The following is a 20,646-nucleotide window of genomic DNA, read 5'->3' on the forward strand; positions in this document are numbered from 1 at the left end:
AAGGTTACCAGCCTTTGACGGCGTCGCCCTTGTAGATGTCGGCGGCGCTGGCCGCCACTTCGTCGGTCTGATAGGCCTTGACCAGATCCTTCACTTTCTCGCTGTCTTTGTTGTCGATGCGGCTGGCGAAGATGTTGACGTACGGCGAGTTTTTGTCTTCGACAAACAGCCCGTCCTTGGCCGGCGACAGGCCAATCTGGCTGGAATAGTTGGTGTTGATGATCGCCAGCGTCACTTTCTGATCGTCCAGCGCGCGCGGCAGCTGCGGCGCTTCAATCTCGACGATCTTCAGCTTTTTCGGGTTGCCGACGATGTCCAGCGCGGTCGGCAGCAGGCCGACGCCCTCTTTCAGGGTGATCAGCCCCTGTTTTTGCAACAGCAGCAGCGAGCGGCCCAGGTTGGTCGGATCGTTCGGCACCGCCACCTGCGCGCCGTCCGGCAGCTGGCTGAGTGCGGTTATCTTCTTCGAATAGCCGGCGATCGGGTAGACGAAGGTGTTGCCCACCGCCGCCAGCTTGTAGCCGCGCTCCTGCATCTGCTTGTCCAGATACGGCTTGTGCTGGAAGGCGTTGACGTCCAGATCGCCGTTGTTCAGCGCTTCGTTCGGCAGCACGTAGTCGTTGAAGGTCACCACCTCCACGTCCAGATCGTATTTCTGCTTGGCAACCTTTTGCACCACCGCCCACAGCGACTGATCGATACCGGCGCTGATGCCGACCTTGATGTGGTGATCGTCCTGTGCCGTCGGGCCACAGGCGGTCAGCAGCAGCGTGCCGGCGGCGGCCAGCGCCAGGGTGAGGTTTTTCAGCGTAAATGTCATTTTCCCAGGGTCCTTGTCAACATTGCCTGCTAATTTGGGCGGGCAGAATAGTGGCAGTGACTGTAGGTAATCGCTGGGCTAAAACAAAATACTGATTCACTATGACTCATAGCGATTAGCTATGAGCGGCCGCCGCCTGGCGCGGTGCGGATTGTTTTGACGGCGAATCGGCGGGCTTATTATGATAGCCGTTGGCCCGCGAGGGCAGACTGGGTACTGAAACGAAGGAAAAGACAATGCGATTGAACACTTGGAGCAAGGCGCTGCTGCCGCTGGTGGTGTTGGCCTGCGTCTCGGCGACTCAGGTTCGGGCGGCGGAGAGCGATACCGGGCCGATCCCCAAACAGCTGCTGGGCAACTGGCGCGTCAGTAAAATTGTGCCGACCCAGACCACCGGCTGCTGGGATCAACAGCAGGCGCAGAGCCTGATCGGCGGCAAAATCAGCTACAAAGCGGATGCGTTCAGCTGGAACGGCACGGCGCTGAAAAGCGAAGGGGCCACCGTCAGCACCGTAGAAGCGCAGGAGTTTGTCGAGGACAATTCCGGCAGCAGCTCCTACATCGATTTCCCGATGCTGGGCATCAGCACGCCGTCGGTCGAACGCGTGGCCATTCAGCACGCGGATACCGCCATCAAAGGCATCACCGATCAGGGCACCGCTGGGGTGCCCGGCGATAACGTGCTGGTGAAAGACGCCAACACGCTGATCCTGTCGCTGTGCAACGTCTGGTTTGAGGCGCAGCGCGAGAGGTAATTTTTTGCCTTCAGCCCCGGCAACGGGGCTTTCCCACCGTTTCGCCACCCGTCATACGCGCCATTTCTGAACTAAAATTAACCATAACGATATGACCCCGGCGTGATATCGGAGCCTCGGCTCTACCGAGTCCATGACAGGAGGCGCTATGTGTTACCACCATATTGTCATTGCCACCGATCTAAGCGATGACGGCAAACGGCTGGTTGAAAAGGGGGCGCTGCTGGCGGAGGCGCTGCAGGCCAAACTCTCGCTGATCTATGTGGACGTTCACTACGACACCTACCACGCGGCGATCGGCTTTTCGGAGCGCAGCTATGACGGCGTGCCATTCGAAGAGAAGATCCGCAAAGAGCTGGAGCCCACCACGCAAAACGTCAATTACCCGATCGCGGAAGTGATTATCGGGCGCGGCGGCTTCGTCGATGAACTGCGTACGGCAGTCGTGGATAAGAACATCGATCTGCTGGTGTTCGGCCATCACCACGATCTGTGGAGCAACCTGTTTTCTTCCACCCGCAATGCCATCAACCAGCTGAATATCGACGTGCTGGTGATCCCGATCCGCTCATAAACGCGGGCCACCGCCGGGCAACGATGGCGGTGGCCGCTGCGGCTTATTGCGTGAAGAAGTCGTTATACAGCATGTACAGGTGCGCCGCGCTCCAGGAGAAGTTCGGCGCGCCTTGCTGCTTGCCGGTGAGCGGGTTGTAGTTCTCGCGGATCGGCCCGTCGGCGACCAGGCCGTCGGCGTGGCGGAAGAAGGCCTGCGCCATCGCCACCGCATCGTCGCGATAGCCGTAGCGCTCCATGCCCTTGAGGCCGAAATACAGCTGATCGACCCACACGCGGCCACGCCAGTAGATGTCCGCGCCGAACGCCGGATTGGTCAGCGCCGCGGTGCCGAGCGGCACGTAGGTATTGAACTCGCGCGGATCCTTCATCACCCTGGCCACCGCATCGGCGTGCGGCTGGCTGGCGGCGCCGTTGAACAGCGGCGACCAGCCTTCCGGCCCTTTGCCGCGTTCGACGATCGGTTTGCCGGCGCAGCCGTTGGCCAACGGCCGGCTTTCGATGCGGATGTCATAGAAGAAACCGCTCTGCTTGTCGAACATGCAGGTGTTGATGTAGGCCGCCAGCCGGTCGGCTTTGGCGCGAAAGGCGGCGGCCTCGGCGCCGCGGCCCAGAATATCGGCCATCTCTGCCAGATAGCGGTTGTCGCTGTACATATAGCTGGCCTGATCCACCGACTCCTGCAGCAGCGAGTAGCCGAGCAGCGTACCGTCCGGCGCGCGGTTTTCGGCGAATTTTACCTGCCAGTCTTCGCGTTTGCCGCCCTGCGCCACATAGCGCGCCAATTGATCCGGATCGATAAAGCCGAATACCGCCGCATCGTCGCGGCCCGACTCCCAGGAGGCGGCGGTCTGCGCCGGGATCTCGATGCTGTCGTACTGCCCCTCGCGCACGATGCGATCGTAATTGTCGAGGCCGGCCAGCGTTTGCTCGCGCTGCCCGCGTTTGACGGCAAACAACATGCGCCCGTCGGGGGTATTGTGCGCTTTGTCGCGGGTGGCGCCGTACTCCGGCACGCCGTTGCCGTTGTGATCGCGGTTGCGCAGCCACCAGTCATGGTAGGCCACCAGCTTCGGGTACATCTCCGCCAGCCAGCCCTTATCGCCGGTGACGCGATACACTTCCATCACCGCCCAGGCCGCCAGGCTCGGCTTGGTGTTGCGCTCGTTCCAGTTGCCGCCGTCGCCGCCGCGCTCCGGGCTGGGGTTGTAGGCGATAAGGTCGGGCAGAAAACCGGCGTCCCACGGGCGCAGGGCGTCGCCCGACCGGATCTGGAAGGCGAACACTGCGCGAATGTTGTCCTTGGCCACGTCCGGGTTGAAGTGCGCCATGGCGTAGGCCTGTTTCCAGGTGTCCCACGGCCAGGTTTGGTTGCCGGAGAACCAGCGCCCGGTCACCGACGGGGTGACCGAGTCGAACTTCATCGCCCCGGCTGCGCCGCGCCAGTTGCCGTTCAGCGTTTCCATCGCTTTGACCGCCACACGGGTTTGTTCCGGCGTGGCGTGCGGGTTGCTGAGCCCAGTGGCGAGATAGCCTTCCCAACGCTGGGCCGACGCGGCCATATAGCGCTGCGGGTGAGCGAGGATATCGGCGATAGCGCGCTGTTCGCGCTGCGCCTCTTCGGCGGTGAGCAGGTGCGAGTAGGTGGTGTACAGGGTGGTGGAGCCGGTGATGCGCGCCGTGGCGCGGAAGCGGTGGCCGTCGACCGTGGTGCGTTGCGGCAGCGATTTGTGGATCTGATACTCGGACTGGCCCGAGGTCATCAGCTGCGACGGCGCGCGCACCTTGCCGAAGGTGACGCGCAGGCCGTCAGCCGTCGGCACAATGCGGCGCGTATAGTCCGGAAACGCCTGCTCGAGGGTCGCCGGCGGCTGCGGTTTTTGCTCTTTGGCCGCGTAGCGCTCCAGCAATTCACCGTCCCACACCAGCTCCAGCGGCGTGTCGGTCAGGATTTGGGTTTCCAGCAGCGAGGTGCGCGCGGCGGCGAAGCGCAGCGTCAGGTTGACGGTCACGCCCGGCGCGCTGAGCCGCTGCACCAGGGCGCCGGGCAGGCTGTAGGCCGTCATGGTGAAATGCACCGGTTTACCGTCTCGATAGACGCTGAGCCGATCGAAATTGTTGGCCATAAAGTTGATGTACTCTTCGGTCAGCAGCGCCGGGCCGGGGAAACCGCCCATGCCTTCCGGCCCGCTCGGCAACAGGTGGCCGTGCCAGGCGCCGAGATCGAAGAACGGATTGAAGCGCTGGTGATCGTCGAAATCGTAATCGAGCATAAAGTGCGGCGCGCCTCGGCGGTCGATGACGTTTTTATAGCGCTCGGCCAACGGGGCGTCGGCGTCGGGTGTGTTCGGCGCACACCCCGTCAGCGCCAATGCGAGGATGAGGGCGGTGGCCAGCGGGGTCAGGGGAATCATGTTCATCGTAGGAGCCTCAACGGTTACCAATAGAAATATTGCATCAGAAACACCGAGTTGCTGGCACCGGTGCTGTCGTTGCGCATGAAGAATTTGCTGTCCAGCGCAGTGGCCAGCTTGCCGCCGGCGTATTCGTACCAGACGCCAAACTGGGCGTATGAGGTGGCGGTATCCGCCGCGCTATCAAACCGGTGGCGGGCGTAGCTGTAGGCGGTGGAGAGATACAGCCCTTTGGCGGTTTCCGTCATCGCGCTGAGCATCAGGCCCGATTCGCTGCCGGGATGGCCGCCGCTGTCGCCTTTGCCGGTGTGGTGCCAGACGCGGCCGGCCAGGTGTGTGCCGCGCAGCCCCAGCAGAAACAGCTGCCCCAGGCCGTCGGTCACTTCCAGGCCGGTCAGCAGTGTCAGATTGTCCTGCAGGTCGTACTGGGTGTAGCCGTTGACCATCGCTCGGTAGGTATACTTGTCGGAATAGCGGTCGTATTTACCGAAGTGCAGCAGCGCCTTGCTCTCGTCGATGCGGCTTTCCGGGGCCGCCGTCACGCTGTAGCGAAAGCGCCCGGTCAGGTTTTGCAGCTTGGCGGCGTAGCTGAGATCGCGGGTGTTGGGGATCACGTAGCCATACTCCGGCGTGAAGTCGCCCCACCACTGCAAATCGTCGAGCGACGAATCGTTGCGCACGCTGAGCATCATCTCGGTGCCGTCGTCGGTGCGGTAACCGCCGTAAAAGCGGTTCAACCCACCCTCGAAGCCGCCCCAGCTGTGGTCCGGCGTCCAGGCGTGGCCCTGGCTGTCCGCCTGCACGGTCCAGCCTTCACCGTAAATCAGGCCGAACCAGTGGCCCCGTTTGATCTCCAGGCCACCTTCGATATAGGTGCCGTCGCTGTATTGATGCTGATGTTCGCCGTTCAAATAGACGCTGCCGCCGATGCCGAGCTCGCCGTAAAAACGCAGGGCGGTCGCGGTGCTATCGGGTAGCGGCGGCGGTGGGAGCTGATTGCGCTCCGCCGGGGCCACCGGTTCCTGCGCCGCCCAGGCGGGCGCATTAACGAGCAGCAACAAGGGCAACAGGGCGTGATGGCTTAGTGATTTCATGGGGCATAGCCTGGTGTTGGATGGATCGGAACGTCAGCCGAGCGGCGGCTCACGCGAGGTCGCTCCCGGATCCCTGGGAGAAGAGAAAAAGTCCGCCCTCATGGGGCGGTAAACGGCAGGTATATTAGTAAAATATTTAGTAAAAAATACGCTTAAATCAGTAAAGCGTTAACTTGATCACAGCGGGCGAAATGGGTATCTTTCGCTGCAGACGCCCGGCAACGGCTGGCATGAGCGTGCGCTGGCCCGGTCTGGGAAGGAGAGGAGGCGGGCGGCGCTGTACGCCGCGGCGCTATCCGATTAAGCTACTGTTTTTCGTCTGTGCATTGGGACTCTATGGCCACACTGAAGGAAATTGCTGAAGCCGCTAATGTGTCCGTCGCCACCGTTTCGCGCGTGTTGAATGACGACCCCACCCTGAGCGTGAAGGCGCAAACCCGCCAGAAGATCCTGGAAGCGGCGGAGCGCCTCGAATACAAGGTCGCGCCTTCCAAACGGCAAAGCGGGCAACGCCTGCATTTCGCCGCGCTGTTCACCTATACGCAGGGCGTGGAGATCAACGATCCCTATTACCTGGCGATGCGCTACGGCATCGAAACGCAGTGCGAAAAGCTGGGCGTGGCGCTGAGCGCCGGTTATGACTTCAACGGCGACAAGGCGCTGCCGGCGGCCGACGGCCTGCTGGTGATCGGCCGGCCACAGCCCGCGCTGTATGAGCAGCTCAGGCAGCAGGAAACGCCGGTCGTATTCGTCGACGGCGTGGTGGAGGATGAGCGGTTCGACTGCGTCAATGTCGACCTGTACAAGATCAGCCGCAAGGTGATCGACTACTTCATCGGCCGCGGCTATCAGCGCATCGGCTTTATCGGCGGGCGCGACGATCCGGCCGGTATCGACCAGCGCGAGCAGGCGTTCGTCGAGTATGGCCGGCAGCAAAACGTGGTGCGAGCGCAGGATATTTACCACGGTGATTTCAGCAGCCAGTCGGGCTACCAGTGCGCCAAAGCGATGTTGCAGAGCAAGAATGGCTATCCGCCGGCGCTCCTGGTGGCGACCGATTCGATCGCGATCGGTGTGCTGCGCGCGCTGCACGAACACGGCATTCAGGTGCCGGGGCAGATCGCGCTGATCAGCGTCAACGACATTCCCACCGCCCGCTTTATTTTCCCCGCCTTGTCCACGGTGCGCATCCCTTCGGAAACCATGGGCGCACAGGCCGTCAACCTGCTGGCGGAGCGCCTGCGCGATGAGCGCGCCGTCCCGCTGTCGATCTTCGTTCCCAGCTCGCTGCAGCTGCGCGACACCACCGTCACCTGACCGGCCCCCACCTCGGCGGGGCGTCGCGTTGGCGCCCCAAATTAACGTCATGATAAAAAAAGGCATTTGAGATTTATTGTGATCCCGTCGTCATTTGGTAAATATCAACTGTAGTTTTTACTAAATATTTACTATCGTTTCCGCATTGCACAGGTGTCGGGAGACGTGACGTGAATAATTGGGAAAACATTGATAAACAGTCGGAGCACCGGTTGGCGCCGCGCGCGAGCTTCTTCAGCTACGCGGACGCCGAGCATGCGCTGAGCTTCGATCGCAACGCCAGCCGGCGCTTCCAGCTGCTGAGCGGCCGCTGGCGTTTTCGCTTCTTCGAGCACCCGGCGCAGGTGCCGGCGGCGTTTTATCGGGAGCCGATGAACGATTGGGGCGATATGGCGGTGCCGGGCATGTGGCAGCTGGAAGGGCACGGCCACCTGCAGTACACCGACGAGGGCTTCCCGTTCCCGATCGACGTGCCTTACGTGCCGACCAACAACCCCACCGGCGCCTATCAGCGCCACTTTACGCTCGACGCCGGTTGGCAAGATCAGCAGGTGCTGATCAAATTCGACGGCGTGGAAACCTACTTCGAGGTGTACGTCAACGGCGACTATGTCGGCTTCAGCAAGGGCAGCCGGCTGTGCGCCGAGTTCGACATCAGCCCCTATGTGCGGCAGGGCGAGAACCTGCTGTCGGTGCGGGTGATGCAGTGGGCCGATTCCACCTATATCGAAGATCAGGACATGTGGTGGATGGCCGGCATCTTCCGCGACGTCTATCTGATCGGCCAGAGCGCCACTCACCTTCACGACCTGACGCTGGTCACCACCTTCGATGAACGCTACTGCGACGCACAGTTGGCGATCGATGCCGAACTGCATCATCTCGGATCGCAGGCCGCCGAGGGCTGCCGCCTGCAGGCGCAGCTGTTCGACGGCGATCGCTGCGTGGCGGAGCAGTGGCGCGACGATCTGCGCATCGAGCAGGCGCTGAGCTGCCGTTTCGAACTGCCGGTCAGCTGCCCGCAGCAGTGGAATGCGGAAAATCCCTATCTTTATCAGCTGCTGCTCAGCCTGTATGACGGCGCCGGCAACCTGCTGGGCGTGGTGCCGCAGCGGGTGGGTTTCCGCGAGATCGCGGTGCGCGACGGGCTGATGTACGTCAACGGGCGCTACCTCAAGCTGCACGGCGTCAACCGCCACGATCACGATCACCGCAAAGGGCGCGCCGTCGATATGGCGCGGGTAGAGCGCGACATCGTGCTGATGAAGCAGCACAACATCAACTCGGTGCGCACCGCCCATTACCCCAACGATCCGCGCTTTTACGAGCTGTGCGATCTCTATGGCCTGTTCGTGATGGCGGAGACCGATTTGGAAAGCCACGGCTTCGCCAACGTCGGCGATCTGAGCCGCATCACCGACGATCCTCGTTGGGAACAGGCCTACGTCGAGCGCATCGAGCGCCACGTGGCGGCGCAGAAAAACCACCCGTCGATCATCATCTGGTCGCTGGGCAACGAGTCCGGCTACGGCTGCAACATTCGCGCCATGGCCCGGCGCTGCAAGGCGCTCGATCCGACCCGTCTGATCCACTATGAAGAAGATCGCGACGCCGAAGTGACCGACGTGATCAGCACCATGTATTCCCGCGTGGCGATGATGAACGCCTTCGGCGAATACCCGCACTCCAAACCGCGCATCCTGTGCGAGTACGCCCACGCGATGGGCAATGGCCCCGGCGGGCTGTTCGAATACCAGTCGGTGTTCAACCGTCACGCCAGTTTGCAGGGGCACTACATCTGGGAGTGGTGCGATCACGGGCTGCTGAGCCACGACGAGCAGGGGCGCGAGCGCTACCAGTACGGCGGCGATTACGGCGACTACCCGAACAACTACAACTTCTGCATGGACGGCCTGATCTATCCGGACCAGCGACCCGGCCCCGGCCTGCGGGAATACCAGCAGGTGCTGTGCCCGGTGGAGGTGACGGCGGAAGAGGGCGCGGGTGACGTGCTGCGGGTGAAAAACCGCTATTGGTTCAGCTCGCTGGCGGACATCACGTTGAAGGTCAGCGTCAAGACCGACGGCCGCCAGGTGGCAAGTTACGAATTCAAGCTGCCGCATCTGCAGCCGGGCGAGAGCGAAGACATGCATCTGCCGGTGTTGGCGCTGGGGCAGGGGGAAACGCTGGTCGACGTGGCGGTGCATAAGGACAGCGCCACCCGCTACAGCGAGAGCGGCCAGCGGCTGGGGCATTATCAGCATCTGCGCCAGGCGGCGACGCGGCTGCCGGCTCCACCGCTGGCCGATGCGCCGGCGCTGCAATGCCGCGAGGAACATCATCAGCTGATCGTCAGCGGCGGCCGTTTCCAGCTGGCATTCTCGCTGCTGAGCGGCGAACTGCTGTCGTGGCGGGTAGACGGTGAAGACGTGGTGGGGCGCGCGCCGCGCATCACCTTCTTCAAACCGGTGATCGATAACCATAAACAGGAATATGAGGGGATTTGGCTGCCGCAACATTTCCCCATCATGCAGCAGCATTTCCGCCGCCTCAGCCGGCAATGGCAGGGCGAAGATCTGCTGCTCGAGGTGCACAGCCTGATCGCGCCGCCGGTGTTCGACTTCGGCATGCGCTGCACCTACCGCTGGCGCATCTCCGCGCAGGGCTACGTCAGCCTGGATCTGGCCGGTGAGCCTTACGGCGATTTCCGGCAGATTATCCCGAAAATCGGTCTCGATTTCGGCATCAGTCGCCGCTTCGAGCAGGTGGAATACTACGGCCGCGGGCCGGGCGAGAACTACCGCGACAGCTGCCGGGCCAACCTTATCGGCCGCTACCGGCAGCGCGCCGACGCGCTGTTCGAACACTATCCGTTCCCGCAGGACAACGGCAACCGGCAGGACGTGCGCTGGCTGAGCCTGCAGGACGCGGCGGGCAAGGGGATCTTCATCCAGCCGCGGCGGCCGATCAATTTCAGCCTGTGGCCTTACAGCGCCGAGATGCTGCACCAGGCCCAACACATCAACGAGCTGGAACCGAGCGACTGCCTGACGCTGAACCTGGACGACCAGATCCTCGGCCTCGGCTCCAACTCCTGGGGTTCCGAAGTGCTGGATACCCACCGGGTCTATCTGGCGCCGTTCAGCTACGGCTTCACGCTGGTGCCGTTCGACGGGCGGCAAACGCAGGGCGCCGCGCTTGCCGGTTATGACTTCGCGCCCGCTCACCATCACCCGCAGTCTGCGGAGGAAAACGCATGATCATTCTCGAATCCCTGGCGGAGTTCCAGCGCATTTATCACAGCGGCAAGAAGTGGCTGCGCTGCATGGAGGCGATCGCCAATGTCGATCGCATCAGCCCAAACGTGTGCCATTCGATCGGCGACTCGCTGACCTATCGGCTGAGCCTCGGCGCCGGCCGCCGGCACGGCTGGCTGGAGGGCAACCGCCGTTACTTCGACGTGCACTATTACCTCGACGGGGAAGAGACCGTCGAGGTTGCCGATAAACGGGCGCTGACGACGGTGGCGCCCTATCAGGACGAAACCGACCGCGAGTTTTTCAGCGGCGAAGGCGAGAGGCACCGGGTCGGAAAAGGCAACGTGGTGATCTTCGAAAACCACCAGGCTCACCGCTTCGCAGAAAGCGGCAAGGTAAAAAAAGTCATTTTAAAAGTGACGGTGGAAGACAGCTATTTCGTCAATAAATAGCGCGCCCGCCGATCGATAACAACAAACCGAAGTCCCCTACACCATTCGGAGAATCTCTATGGCTGCGTCGAACAGAAACACCATCGGCAAGTTTGGCCTGCTGTCGATGACGTTTGCGGCAGTGTTCAGTTTCAACAACGTGATTAACAACAATATTCAGCTCGGCATCGCCTCGTCGCCGGTATTCCTGGTGGCGACGATCATTTACTTCATTCCCTTTTGCCTGATCATCGCCGAATTCGTCTCGCTCAACCGCAACTCCGAGGCCGGCGTCTATGCCTGGGTGAAAAGCGCGCTCGGCGGGCGCTGGGCGTTTATCACCGCCTACACCTATTGGTTCGTGAACCTGTTCTTTTTCACCGCGCTGCTGCCGCGCGTCATCGCCTACGCCTCTTACGCGTTTTTAGGCTATGACTACGTGTTCACGCCGCTGACCACGGCGATCATCAGCATCTTCCTGTTCGCCTTCTCGACCTACATCTCCAACAGCGGCGCGAAACTGCTGGGGCCGATGACCTCCGTGACCTCGTCGCTGATGCTGCTGTTGACGTTTTCCTACATCATTCTGGCGGGCGCGGCGGTGCTGGGCGGCATTGAGCCGGCCGACCCGATCAACGTGCAGGCGATGACGCCGAACTTCAACTGGGCGTTCCTCGGCATTACCGCCTGGATCTTCCAGGCGGCGGGCGGGGCGGAGTCCGTGGCGGTGTACGTGAACGATGTGAAAGGCGGCAGCCGCGCCTTCGTGAAGGTGATCATCGTTTCCGGGCTGTTCATCGGCGTGCTGTATTCGGTGTCATCGCTGCTGATCAACGTCTTCGTGCACCGCACCGATCTGCACTTTACCGGCGGTACGGTACAGGTGTTCGAAGGGCTGTCGGCGCACTTCGGCCTGCCGACGATGCTGATGAACCGCTTTGTCGGCATTGTTTCCTTCACCGCCATGTTCGGCTCGCTGCTGATGTGGACAGCGGCGCCGGTGAAGATTTTCTTCACCGAGATCCCGAAGGGCATTTTCGGCGAAAAAACCATTCGCCTGAACCGGCACGGCGTCCCGACGCGCGCCGCCTGGATTCAGTTCTTCATCGTTATCCCGCTGATGCTGATCCCGACGTTGGGTTCCAGCAGCGTGCAGGACTTGATGAACACGCTGATCAACATGACCGCCGCCGCCTCGATGCTGCCGCCGCTGTTCATCATGTTGGCCTACCTGAATTTGCGGCTGAAGTACGACCGGGTGGCGCGCGATTTCAAAATGGGCTCGCGCCTGCAGGGCATCGCCATCGTCAGCGTGCTGATCGCCATCTTCACCGTCGGCTTCTTCGCCTCGACGTTCCCGACCGGCGCCAGCATCATGACCATCGTGTTCTATAACGTCGGCGGGTTGGTGGTGTTCCTGGGATACGCCTGGTGGAAGTACAACCGCTACTCGAAGACCCTGAACGCCGAGGAGCGCTACCACGAAGACATGCCGCTGGCGCGTCTCGCGCTGGAAGCGCAGGAAGGGGCGCCGGCCGGGCAACCCGCGCTGACCACGCCCGCTTGCCATAAGCCGCTGTAATCTCTCCTCTATCGGCTCCGCGCTCCGGCGCGGAGTCTCGCTTCGCGGAAAAAATTCCTGCCCCGGCGTTTGCATAATGCATAAGTGAATACTAATGTGTTTATATGAACGAAAATGACATCTTCAAAGCGTTGGCCGATCCGACCCGCCGCACCATCTTCGACAAACTCGCCGCCGGCAGCATGAACGCCAGCGCGTTGCGCGAAGGGCTGCCCATCAGCCAGTCGGCAATGTCGCAACACCTGGCGGTGCTGCGCAATGCCGGGCTGGTGCGTGAGGCGAAGCAGGGGCGCTGCGTCAACTATCAGGTCGACCCGGACGGGCTGGCGCAGATCGCCCAGTGGCTGGCGAAGTACCGCGCCTGGTGGCCGGCGCGCATCGACGCGCTGCAAACCTTACTGAAGGACATGGATCAATGAACAAACGGGCTGAACCGCCGCACGATCGGCTGGTGTTGGAATATTCGCTCGATGCGCCGCCGGAAAAAGTGTGGCGGGCGCTCAGCATTCCCGAGCTGCGCGAGCAGTGGCTGCCGACGGGCGACCTGGCGCAGGCCGAGCCGCTGGCCACCACGCCGGGCGAGGCGGTGAGCTACCGTCTGCGTGACGACCAACCGCCGTTCCTCGAAAGCGTGGTGACGCTGCAGATTGTGCCGGATGCCGGCGGTGGCAGCCTGCTGCGGATTATTCACCAGCTTGACGCCGCCAACGACGGCCCGACGACGATGATGTGCGCCGCCTGACGCGTTAAACACACTTCCCTTATTGCCAACCCAGGAGTTCACCGATGCGTGAGAAGATGATGCTCGTCCCGATGGTGGTGGAACAGACCAGCCGGGGAGAACGCTCCTTTGATATTTATTCGCGCCTGCTGCGCGATCGGATCGTGTTCCTCAACGGCGAAGTCAATGACGACGTGGCTGAAATGCTGTGCGCCCAGCTGCTGTTTCTGGAGGCGGAAAACCCGGAAAAACCGATCCACCTGTATATCAACTCGCCGGGCGGGGCGATCACCAGCGGGCTGGCGATTTACGACACCATGCAGTACATCCGTGCGCCGGTGCATACCCTGTGCATGGGCACCGCGCGTTCGATGGGCTCGTTCCTGCTGATGGCCGGCGAACCGGGGCACCGCATGGCGCTGCCCAACGCCAGCCTGCACGTGCACCAGCCGCTGGGCGGCTTTCAGGGGCAGGCCTCCGACATCTTGATCCACGCCGAAGAGATGAAGCGCACCAAAGAGCGAGTGATTCGGCTGTACGCCCAACATTGCGGCCTGAGCGATGAAGCGGTGGAGCTGGCGCTGGATCGCGATCGCTTTATGACCGCCGACGAAGCGGCGGCCTGGGGGCTGATCGATAAGGTGCTGCGGGAGCGGTAAAATGGCTCAGCGGGGCTCGGCGGCCTGCGGCGTGTGCCAAACCCGTTCAAGCCCGAATTCGACCATCGCGAAATAGAGGCTGAAATAGCGCTCTGCCATGATAAAGAACGAGCTGTTGAGTTCGATCACCACGTTATTGGTGGTGGTCAGCAGGCCCGATTTTTCCGCCGCCTGCAGAATGCGATTGACGTGCGCGCGTGAGACGGAGCATGACTTGGCGATTTTCGCCGAGGAGAGCAGCAGAAACGGGGAGTTCTGCCGGATGCTTTCGATATGCAGCATCAGCAGCACCATGTGGCCGGCGTCCTTGCTGATAAACAGCCCGGATTGCTGCACCAGATCGATCAGGTAGATCTCCTTGAGCATCAGCTGCCCGTAGGCGGCGAAAAAGGTGGGCAGAAAGTCGGGCGCCGCCAGCAGCGCCGCGATGGGCATCTGTGGCGCCAGCGCCTGATAGGGCCGCGCCATGGAGGCGATCAACGCCTGGGTTTCCGCCAGCGCGTGCGGCGTAGGCTTATAGCGCAGTTGGCGCTTGTCATGTTCGCAGGGTTTGACCTCCAGCCGGCGGCCGACCCGCAAAAAGAACAGAAAGGAGTCCAGGGAGTTCTCGCTGATCATGTTCTTTCCTTTAAAAAAGGCTTTGATGTCTTTCAGCCCGGCGGTGGGCTGGTGGTAGTAAATGGACAGGATGGTGGAACAAATGATGAACCGGCTGTTCCTGAAGATGATTTTGTAAAACAGCGGATGCTTCTTGTAGGTCTCTTTCAACAATTCCCCGTGTTTGACGATGGCGGTGTGAAATGCCGGTGACTGCCTGATGTTGTTGGCCTGTTTCTCCAGGTGAAACTGTAGCTGGAATCTGCTTAGACTCATTTTTCCCTATTTCCTGTACTTAAAAAATGTGCTGCTTTTTATCGTTATGGGTTTGCTGTGTATGACTTGACGATCTGCTGGCCCTGGTCGTTGATGAGGGTGGCCTGAACGGTGATCTGTGAAGGGAGTGTCGGCGCCGTAACGCCGTCGAGGTGATAATCCCGCATGCTGAACGGTGCGGTCATCATGTCGCTTTCTTGCCGTACCGGGTAATCGCGCCTGTCGGTTTTCACGGCGATGCGGGCGAAGGAGAGATAAAACGCCGACCGGTTGTGACAGCGCAGCAGATAGCCGCCCGGCGTTTTTTGCAGCGTGAACGAGACGGCCTCGGCTGCGTTTTCGGCATTCCCCGGCAGCGCTTTGGGGCGGTAGAAGATTTTCATCTGCGTGTTCATCGCCAGCGTCACGCGCGACGCCAGCGGCGGCGTGATCGGCTGGCTGGGTGGGATCTCATACAGGTTAAGCCAAAACACCGATTCCCTGTCGGTGGGTAGGTTCGCGCCGGCAAACAGGATCCGCAGCCCTTTCAGCGCCGAAGGCGGCAGAGCGAACACGCTGGGCAGGGTAACAAACGGCGCGTGCGACAGTTCGGGGGCGGCGTTGACGTCGCCGTTATCAACCCAGGTTTGCGCCACGATCGGGTAGCCGTTGGTGTTGAGCAGCATCAGGTTTTTTTCCGTGTCGCCCTCGCGGAAAATCACCCGGGTAGCGGAGGCGATGATGCCCGCCTGCGCCCCCATGGCCGCTAGCGCCAGCAACAAGGCGCATCCCATCGTCAGATATTTCTTTCTCATCATTATTGCACCTTAACCCAGACGTAGGCCCTGGCGTCCACTTTGCCGGCGGTGACGGTTTGCCCGGGCAGCCGGGCGAGCGTGGCGGTGAGCTGGGTGGTGTAGTGGGTAAACCCCGCCGCAGTGCTGCCGCCGCCGCTGGCGCCGTTGAGCACCGGGTACCAGCCGGCGTCGTTGCCCTGCGGGCATTGCCCGGCGCTGCAACGCGCCCAGCCGACGAAGTTCATCGGCGCGCCGTTGCCGGCGTTGGCGAGTGCGATGCCCACGCCGGTGGCGACGCTGCTGTCGGTGCCGTAGCCGCCGGAGAGTAGGTAGCTCACGCCGCCGTTGGCGCTGACCAACCCGAGCTGCTGCGCCGCGACATAGCTTTCATACGGTACCTGCAGGCCGAGGGCGGTATTGTTACTGCTGACGCCGGACACGGCGGCGTTGTCGCATTCGATATTGAGGGTGAACTGCGCCTGTGAGATTTGCCCGGCGGTCAACTGGCTGACGGAAATGGTCGGCAGGATCACCAGCGGCGTGACGTTGCGCGCCACGCAGGTGGCGGTATAGGTCAAGGAGGAGATCGGTGCGGTGCCCATGCCCATCGCGTTCCAGCGCCCGGTGCCCCAGGTGGCGTAGTTGGTGGCGGAGTCGCTGCCGATAGGATCCGAGGCGATGCCGGGCCCCTGAAAGGTGACATAGCCGTTCGGTTGCGTGCAGGTATAGTTCGAATTGCCGGTGGTCGAGGCCATGCCCACCAGCGGGTTGCCGGCGCTGTAGCCACAGTAGTTGCTGGCGCCCGCGCCCGGCAGCGAGCTGATGCGGATCAGATCGGCACGGATGGCGCTGAAGTCTTTCACCCGAATCTGAATTTTGCTGCCGACGGTGGCGTAGCGGGTAATCGGCGCCGACTGCCAGTAGCGGGTAAAAACCTTGCCGGAATCCAGATGGGTCAGGCGGATGCCGACGTAGGGGAAGTAGGTGGCGTAGTAGTTGGGGTTGCCGTCCTGGGCGCCCAGATCGTAATAGCCGCCGACGCGATCGTCGCCGTTGGTGGCGAAGACTTCATAGATCTGCCCCGCATCGCCGGCGTCGCATTCATACAACACTTTGTTGGGGTCGGGATAGCGCGTGCCGGAGGTGAGGTCGAACACGCTGGTGCCGAGCGGCGTGCCGACGGGCTGCAGGTAAGTGCTGGTCAGGTTAACCCGGCCCAGCGCCGTGCCCACCCCGCAGGGATCGCAACCGGAATCGATCCAGGGGGCGACCCGGGTGCATTGCGCCAGCGCGGTGGGCGCGCCGAACAGCGACAGGGCGAGCAGCGCCAGGGCGGCGATCGGGTAAAAAATGCGTTTCATCGTCTCTCCTGAAAATAAGTTTAATGGGCTAGCGGCACGGGGCGCTGAGCCGTTGAATCGGGCCGTCTTCCCCGGCAGACAGGCGGTAATGCAGCGTGCACTGCTGGCCGGGGGCGTCGCCCCAGTTCAGCGTCAGTTCCCCGGCACGCTTATCGCTGCGCAGATACACCTGATTGGCCTGGCCGACCATGCCCACGCTGTTGCCTGCCGCGTCAAGGACGTTGGCGCCCATCGGGATCGGTGCGTTATCGGGCCGCTGCGCGGTGATCAGCAGCGCCTGGCCGCGCACGGTGTTGAAGTGCAGGCGCACCGTGGCACCGGCATAAGGAGCCACGCGCCGCTGGCCGTCTTCCAGTTCCGCTTTGTCGTTCATGCCCTCGGGGTTCAGCGCGACGGTGTTGTAGTGATAGGGCACCAGCGACGGCGCCAGGGCGTAGCCGAAGCGATCGACGCGCGCGCCCTGGCCGTCCATCACCCGTGCGCCGCTGGCGCCGGGCGCCTCAATCAGGGCGAAGGTGTCGCCGACATACGGCCCTAATGTTACGCCGCCGCGGTGAGCCACCACCGCCCCCTGCAACGACAGGGAGCCTTGTCGGTACTGGCGCGCGGTGGAGAACGAGCCGGTGACGTTGGCGTAAGGCAGACGGGTTTGCAGGTTGCCGCCCCAGATGCTTTGTTGGCGATCGTCGTCGGTGGTGAAGTTCAGGCCGTAGCTGACCGGCTGTTCGTCGCCGACGCTGCCCGACAGCGCAGCCTGATAGTTGCCGCCCTGTCCCTGGCTGTGGTTGGCCAACAGCGAGACGCTGGGGGCGGATGACGAACGGCCGAGCGGGAAGCTCAGCGACAGGGCGGTGACGGTCTGCGCGTTTTGCGCCAGCGGCGCGCTGTAGACGTTATCCAACGGCCCGTAGCCGCGGTAGTCGCCGTTGCTGTAGCCCAGGCTGCGGGTGCGGGTGACGGAGAGGTTAAGCGCCACGCCGTTGCCGAAGGTTTTCCCCCAGCCCAGCTGGAGCTGATTGTCGCGGCCGCGCTGATCGCGGTAGTCCTGAGTCGAGCCGGACATCGTCAGGCTGCCGAACGCCCCCATCCCCTGATTGACGGCGACCTCGAAGCGCGAACGCTGGCGGTAGGAGTCGGACTGCCAGTTTTGGCCGGTAGTGGCGGCGCGCCGTACGCCGAGCACGTCGCTGAGATCGCGAAAGCCTTCGGTGGAGTAGCGGTAGCCGGCGATGGATAAGGTGGTGTCCGTCGGGCTGAAGGTTCGGCTGTAAGAGAGGTGCAGCATCCAGCCGGAGGCGCCACCGTCCGGCAGGCTGGCGTGGGAATAGGTGGTGTCCATGCCGAAGGCGCCCAGCCAGCTGCTGTATACCCCGCCCAGCATCATCGCCTGGTAGCCGTCCGCCAGCTGGTTGCCGAGGTTGAAGGTCAGGGCGTTGGTCAGGCCGTGCTGCCAGGTCACTTCGCTGAACAGATCGTTGTCGCCGACGTAGCGGGAACGGCCGACGATCGCGGAGTAGCGCGACTGGCCGGGGCGGATGGATTCCGGCACCGCAGCGAACGGCACGGTGAAGGTGCTGACGCTGCCGTCGGCTTCCGTCACCACCACGGTGAGATCGCCGGCGTAGTTGGTGGCGTACAGATCGTTGATGGCGAACGGCCCCGGCGCGACGGTGGTTTCATACAGCGTGCTTTTGCCCTGCAGCACCGTCACGCGCGCGTTGCTTTTCGCCACGCCGCGTACCACCGGCGCATAGCCGCGCTGCGAATCCGGCAGCATGCGGTCGTCCGAACTGAGCTGAATGCCGCGAAAGCCCAGGCCGGAGAAGAAGTGCCCGTCGGTAAAGCCTTCGCCCAACAGCATTTCGCTGCGCCAGGGCAAGATCGCGCGCTGTACGTAGCGGCGGCTGGTGTCCAGGTGGCCGCCGAACTCGCGATCGTAGCGGTAGCTGGACTGCTGGCGGTAGCGCCATAGCCCGAGGTTGAACCCGCCGTTCAGGTTGGCGTAGGTCGAGTCGAGATCGCGGGTTTGCCCCTGTCGGTAACTGACGTGGTACTGGTTGAGGTTGTAATTGACGAAGGCCATCGTTTCTCCGCTGTCCAGGCTGGCGGGATTGACGCTGCCGCGCGGCTGGCCGTTCAACAGCGCCTGCGGAATGCTGAGATCCAGCCGCAGCCGCGAAATGTCTGCGTTCACCGCAATGTCCTTGAGATCCCGACCGGGCAGCAGGCATTCTGCTTCGGCGGCCGCCGGCGGATTTTTCAGCCCGAAGCGCGTCAGCTGCGGCCGATCGAAACAGGGCAACACCTGCTTGCCTGCGCGCACGAAGCGAATTTGGTCGCGCTCGAGAAACTGGCCGTTGAGGTACAGATCGATCTGATAGCTGCCGGGGGCAACGGCGTCCTGTTGGTTGAACTGGCTCAGTGCGCTGTTGCTCAGCACGCTGCCGCGCAGCAGCGCGGGATCGAAGGTATAGCCGTCGGCGGCGGCGCAGCCCAGCGGCAGCGCCAGCAGCGCGCAACACCAGCGCGCGGGCAGCGGCGTCGCCTTGCGGACATCGAACATGAAAACCTCCCTGTCTGGTTTCACCGCGCGACGTTCAGGGTGCGTGAGATTTCCACCCCATAGTCATTGATGACGCGCAGTGCGACCTGCCGCACCTCCCCGTTCACCGGCCAACTGGCCTGCGAAAACGGCGGGATCAGATCCGCCTGCGGGATGGCGATGCGCTTCGCGCCGCTCAGGATCGCGGCCTGGCTGACGTTGGCGTAGTAGCCGGTCGGGTTGTCGACGCGCAGCGCGTTACCGGCCTGGCGCAGGCTGAGCCGATCGATGACGTGGTTGGCGTCGCCGGCCAACCCGGCGGGGCGATAGAACACCTTCAGCCGATTGGTGACTACCAGCAGCAGTTTGTTCTTGTCGCTGTCCGTCTGGCGCACGGCGGGCACCTGCAGGAAGTTGAGATAGAACAGCGATTCGCGATCGCGCGGCAGCGGCTGGCCGACGAACGACAGCCGCACCATCTGCCCGCTGTGCGGATTCATGCGGAAGATTTGCGGCGAGGCGACAAAGGGCGCATCGGCGTTTTCCGGCGTGGATTTGGGGTTATTGATGTCGAGCCAGATCTGCATCAGCGCCGGGGTGCCGTCGTCATTGGTGAACTGCAGCGTTTTTTCCCGCGCCTCGGCGGGGTAGATCACGCGGTTGCCGAGCAGCGTCACGCTGGCCGACGCGTGGGTAGCGGCAAAACTCATCAGGCAAAGCGACAGGGCGGCCCATCGGCGGGCGGAGCGGGTTATCTGCGGCATAAACGTGAACCGATAAAGGGAGCGAGTCATTCAGCGCCGCCCGGCGAAGGGCGGCGCTGGCATCAACAGGTATGGCGCCTGACGCCGGCTTATTTGTAGCTAATGGCGAACTGTGCGGTGGCGATCACCGAACCGGCCGCCACGCCGGTGTCTTCCGCGTAGTAGCGGGCCACCAGGTTCTGCGAGGTGGAAGTGGCGTCTTTGGCCAGCGTCATCGCCGACGTGGTGACGGTCGAACCGCTGGCGAACGACAGCGGCGTGGTGGCGTCGCTGTCCAGCAGTTGAATGGACACTTTGGCCGCATCGCCCGCGTTGCCCAGGTTGCCGTTGGTGGTTGGGTTGTTGCCCGCCAGCACGGTTTTGATCGCCGTATCGCTGGTTGCGGCCGCACAGCCGGTCACGTTGACGGTGAAGGTGGTGTCGCCGGCGGTGGCGCCTTTGGTGGCGAGTTTGCTGGCGGCGACGGTAGGCAGCAGAACGACCGGGTTGGATTGGTTGCCGTTAATATTCACCGAGCAGGTTTGTGTGCTGACTTCGCCTTTAAATTGCACCGTATTGGACGAAGCGGCCGCACAGGTGCCGGAGAGAGCCAGCATGGATAATGCGACTAATTTAACATTCATGTGAAATGCCCTTTAATTTACTTTAGAGAAAAGCTTTCCTGACAGTAATAAATTACTGACGTGCGGTTGTGGGTTAATCATGTT

18 protein-coding genes are annotated in these 20,646 nt (G+C 62.4%); 9 read left to right on the forward strand and 9 right to left on the reverse strand.

Going from position 1 to position 20,646, the window contains the following annotated elements; translation table 11 throughout:
* Positions 1-4: 4 nt before the first annotated feature.
* Entirely contained in the window at positions 5-820 is an 816-nt protein-coding gene (gene metQ / locus C3F38_RS12315; protein ID WP_047727757.1) for a methionine ABC transporter substrate-binding lipoprotein MetQ, read from the reverse strand.
* Between the two features lie 236 nt (positions 821-1,056).
* Between metQ and C3F38_RS12320 the strand changes: the two genes are divergently transcribed.
* Positions 1,057-1,575 carry a hypothetical protein gene (locus tag C3F38_RS12320; RefSeq protein WP_055317450.1) on the forward strand — a complete coding sequence of 173 codons (519 nt, stop codon included), beginning with the start codon at positions 1,057-1,059 and terminating at the stop codon, positions 1,573-1,575.
* A gap of 148 nt (positions 1,576-1,723) precedes the next feature.
* Positions 1,724-2,149 carry a universal stress protein gene (locus C3F38_RS12325; protein WP_015377548.1) on the forward strand — a complete coding sequence of 142 codons (426 nt, stop codon included), beginning with the start codon at positions 1,724-1,726 and terminating at the stop codon, positions 2,147-2,149.
* A 43-nt stretch (positions 2,150-2,192) separates the two neighbouring features.
* On the opposite strand, the gene ygjK is transcribed toward C3F38_RS12325, so the two are convergent.
* Positions 2,193-4,568, reverse strand: coding sequence for an alpha-glucosidase (gene ygjK, locus C3F38_RS12330; protein ID WP_055317451.1), 2,376 nt, complete (start codon positions 4,566-4,568; stop codon positions 2,193-2,195).
* 17 nt (positions 4,569-4,585) lie between these two features.
* Positions 4,586-5,656: a protein YgjJ gene (ygjJ, locus tag C3F38_RS12335; RefSeq protein ID WP_055317452.1), complete on the reverse strand. Its 1,071-nt coding sequence runs from the start codon at positions 5,654-5,656 to the stop codon at positions 4,586-4,588.
* Between the two features lie 336 nt (positions 5,657-5,992).
* Here ygjJ and ebgR point away from each other — a divergent pair, with 336 nt between their 5' ends.
* From ebgR to C3F38_RS12370, 7 genes are all read left to right on the forward strand, one after another.
* On the forward strand, positions 5,993-6,973 hold the full coding sequence (ebgR, locus tag C3F38_RS12340) for a transcriptional regulator EbgR (protein WP_055317453.1): 981 nt from the start codon (positions 5,993-5,995) through the stop codon (positions 6,971-6,973).
* A gap of 170 nt (positions 6,974-7,143) precedes the next feature.
* Entirely contained in the window at positions 7,144-10,233 is a 3,090-nt protein-coding gene (gene ebgA, locus C3F38_RS12345) for a beta-galactosidase subunit alpha (RefSeq protein ID WP_055317454.1), read from the forward strand.
* Positions 10,230-10,682, forward strand: coding sequence for a beta-galactosidase subunit beta (locus tag C3F38_RS12350; protein WP_038871976.1), 453 nt, complete (start codon positions 10,230-10,232; stop codon positions 10,680-10,682). The genes ebgA and C3F38_RS12350 overlap by 4 nt, the downstream gene beginning before the upstream one ends.
* 58 nt (positions 10,683-10,740) lie before the next feature.
* Positions 10,741-12,243 (forward strand): amino acid permease, encoded by a 1,503-nt coding sequence (locus C3F38_RS12355; RefSeq protein ID WP_055317455.1) that lies wholly within the window; start codon positions 10,741-10,743, stop codon positions 12,241-12,243.
* A gap of 104 nt (positions 12,244-12,347) precedes the next feature.
* The gene (locus tag C3F38_RS12360; RefSeq protein ID WP_047727753.1) at positions 12,348-12,662 is read left to right on the forward strand and encodes a helix-turn-helix transcriptional regulator; all 315 of its coding nucleotides are present in this window, start codon (positions 12,348-12,350) and stop codon (positions 12,660-12,662) included.
* On the forward strand, positions 12,659-12,985 hold the full coding sequence (locus C3F38_RS12365) for an SRPBCC domain-containing protein (RefSeq protein ID WP_038871982.1): 327 nt from the start codon (positions 12,659-12,661) through the stop codon (positions 12,983-12,985). The genes C3F38_RS12360 and C3F38_RS12365 overlap by 4 nt, the downstream gene beginning before the upstream one ends.
* 44 nt (positions 12,986-13,029) lie before the next feature.
* Complete coding sequence (locus tag C3F38_RS12370) at positions 13,030-13,623, forward strand: ATP-dependent Clp protease proteolytic subunit (protein ID WP_038871984.1); 594 nt, start codon at positions 13,030-13,032, stop codon at positions 13,621-13,623.
* 6 nt (positions 13,624-13,629) lie between these two features.
* On the opposite strand, the gene C3F38_RS12375 is transcribed toward C3F38_RS12370, so the two are convergent.
* The 6 genes from C3F38_RS12375 to C3F38_RS12400 are packed head-to-tail and all read right to left on the reverse strand — an operon-like array spanning position 13,630 to position 20,562.
* Positions 13,630-14,496: a hypothetical protein gene (locus C3F38_RS12375; protein ID WP_055317456.1), complete on the reverse strand. Its 867-nt coding sequence runs from the start codon at positions 14,494-14,496 to the stop codon at positions 13,630-13,632.
* 44 nt (positions 14,497-14,540) lie between these two features.
* The gene (locus C3F38_RS12380; protein ID WP_233211694.1) at positions 14,541-15,293 is read right to left on the reverse strand and encodes a molecular chaperone; all 753 of its coding nucleotides are present in this window, start codon (positions 15,291-15,293) and stop codon (positions 14,541-14,543) included.
* Positions 15,293-16,633 carry a fimbrial protein gene (locus C3F38_RS12385; protein WP_055317457.1) on the reverse strand — a complete coding sequence of 447 codons (1,341 nt, stop codon included), beginning with the start codon at positions 16,631-16,633 and terminating at the stop codon, positions 15,293-15,295. The genes C3F38_RS12380 and C3F38_RS12385 overlap by 1 nt, the downstream gene beginning before the upstream one ends.
* 28 nt (positions 16,634-16,661) lie before the next feature.
* On the reverse strand, positions 16,662-19,196 hold the full coding sequence (locus C3F38_RS12390) for a fimbria/pilus outer membrane usher protein (RefSeq protein WP_047727749.1): 2,535 nt from the start codon (positions 19,194-19,196) through the stop codon (positions 16,662-16,664).
* 20 nt (positions 19,197-19,216) lie between these two features.
* The gene (locus C3F38_RS12395; RefSeq protein ID WP_223182005.1) at positions 19,217-19,969 is read right to left on the reverse strand and encodes a molecular chaperone; all 753 of its coding nucleotides are present in this window, start codon (positions 19,967-19,969) and stop codon (positions 19,217-19,219) included.
* A gap of 59 nt (positions 19,970-20,028) precedes the next feature.
* A complete protein-coding gene (locus C3F38_RS12400) occupies positions 20,029-20,562 on the reverse strand; it encodes a fimbrial protein (RefSeq protein ID WP_103767409.1) in 534 nt (177 codons plus the stop codon).
* Positions 20,563-20,646: the final 84 nt, after the last annotated feature.

This window comes from Serratia sp. SSNIH1 (genome assembly GCF_002935055.1).
Classification (GTDB): Bacteria; Pseudomonadota; Gammaproteobacteria; order Enterobacterales; family Enterobacteriaceae; genus Serratia; species Serratia nevei.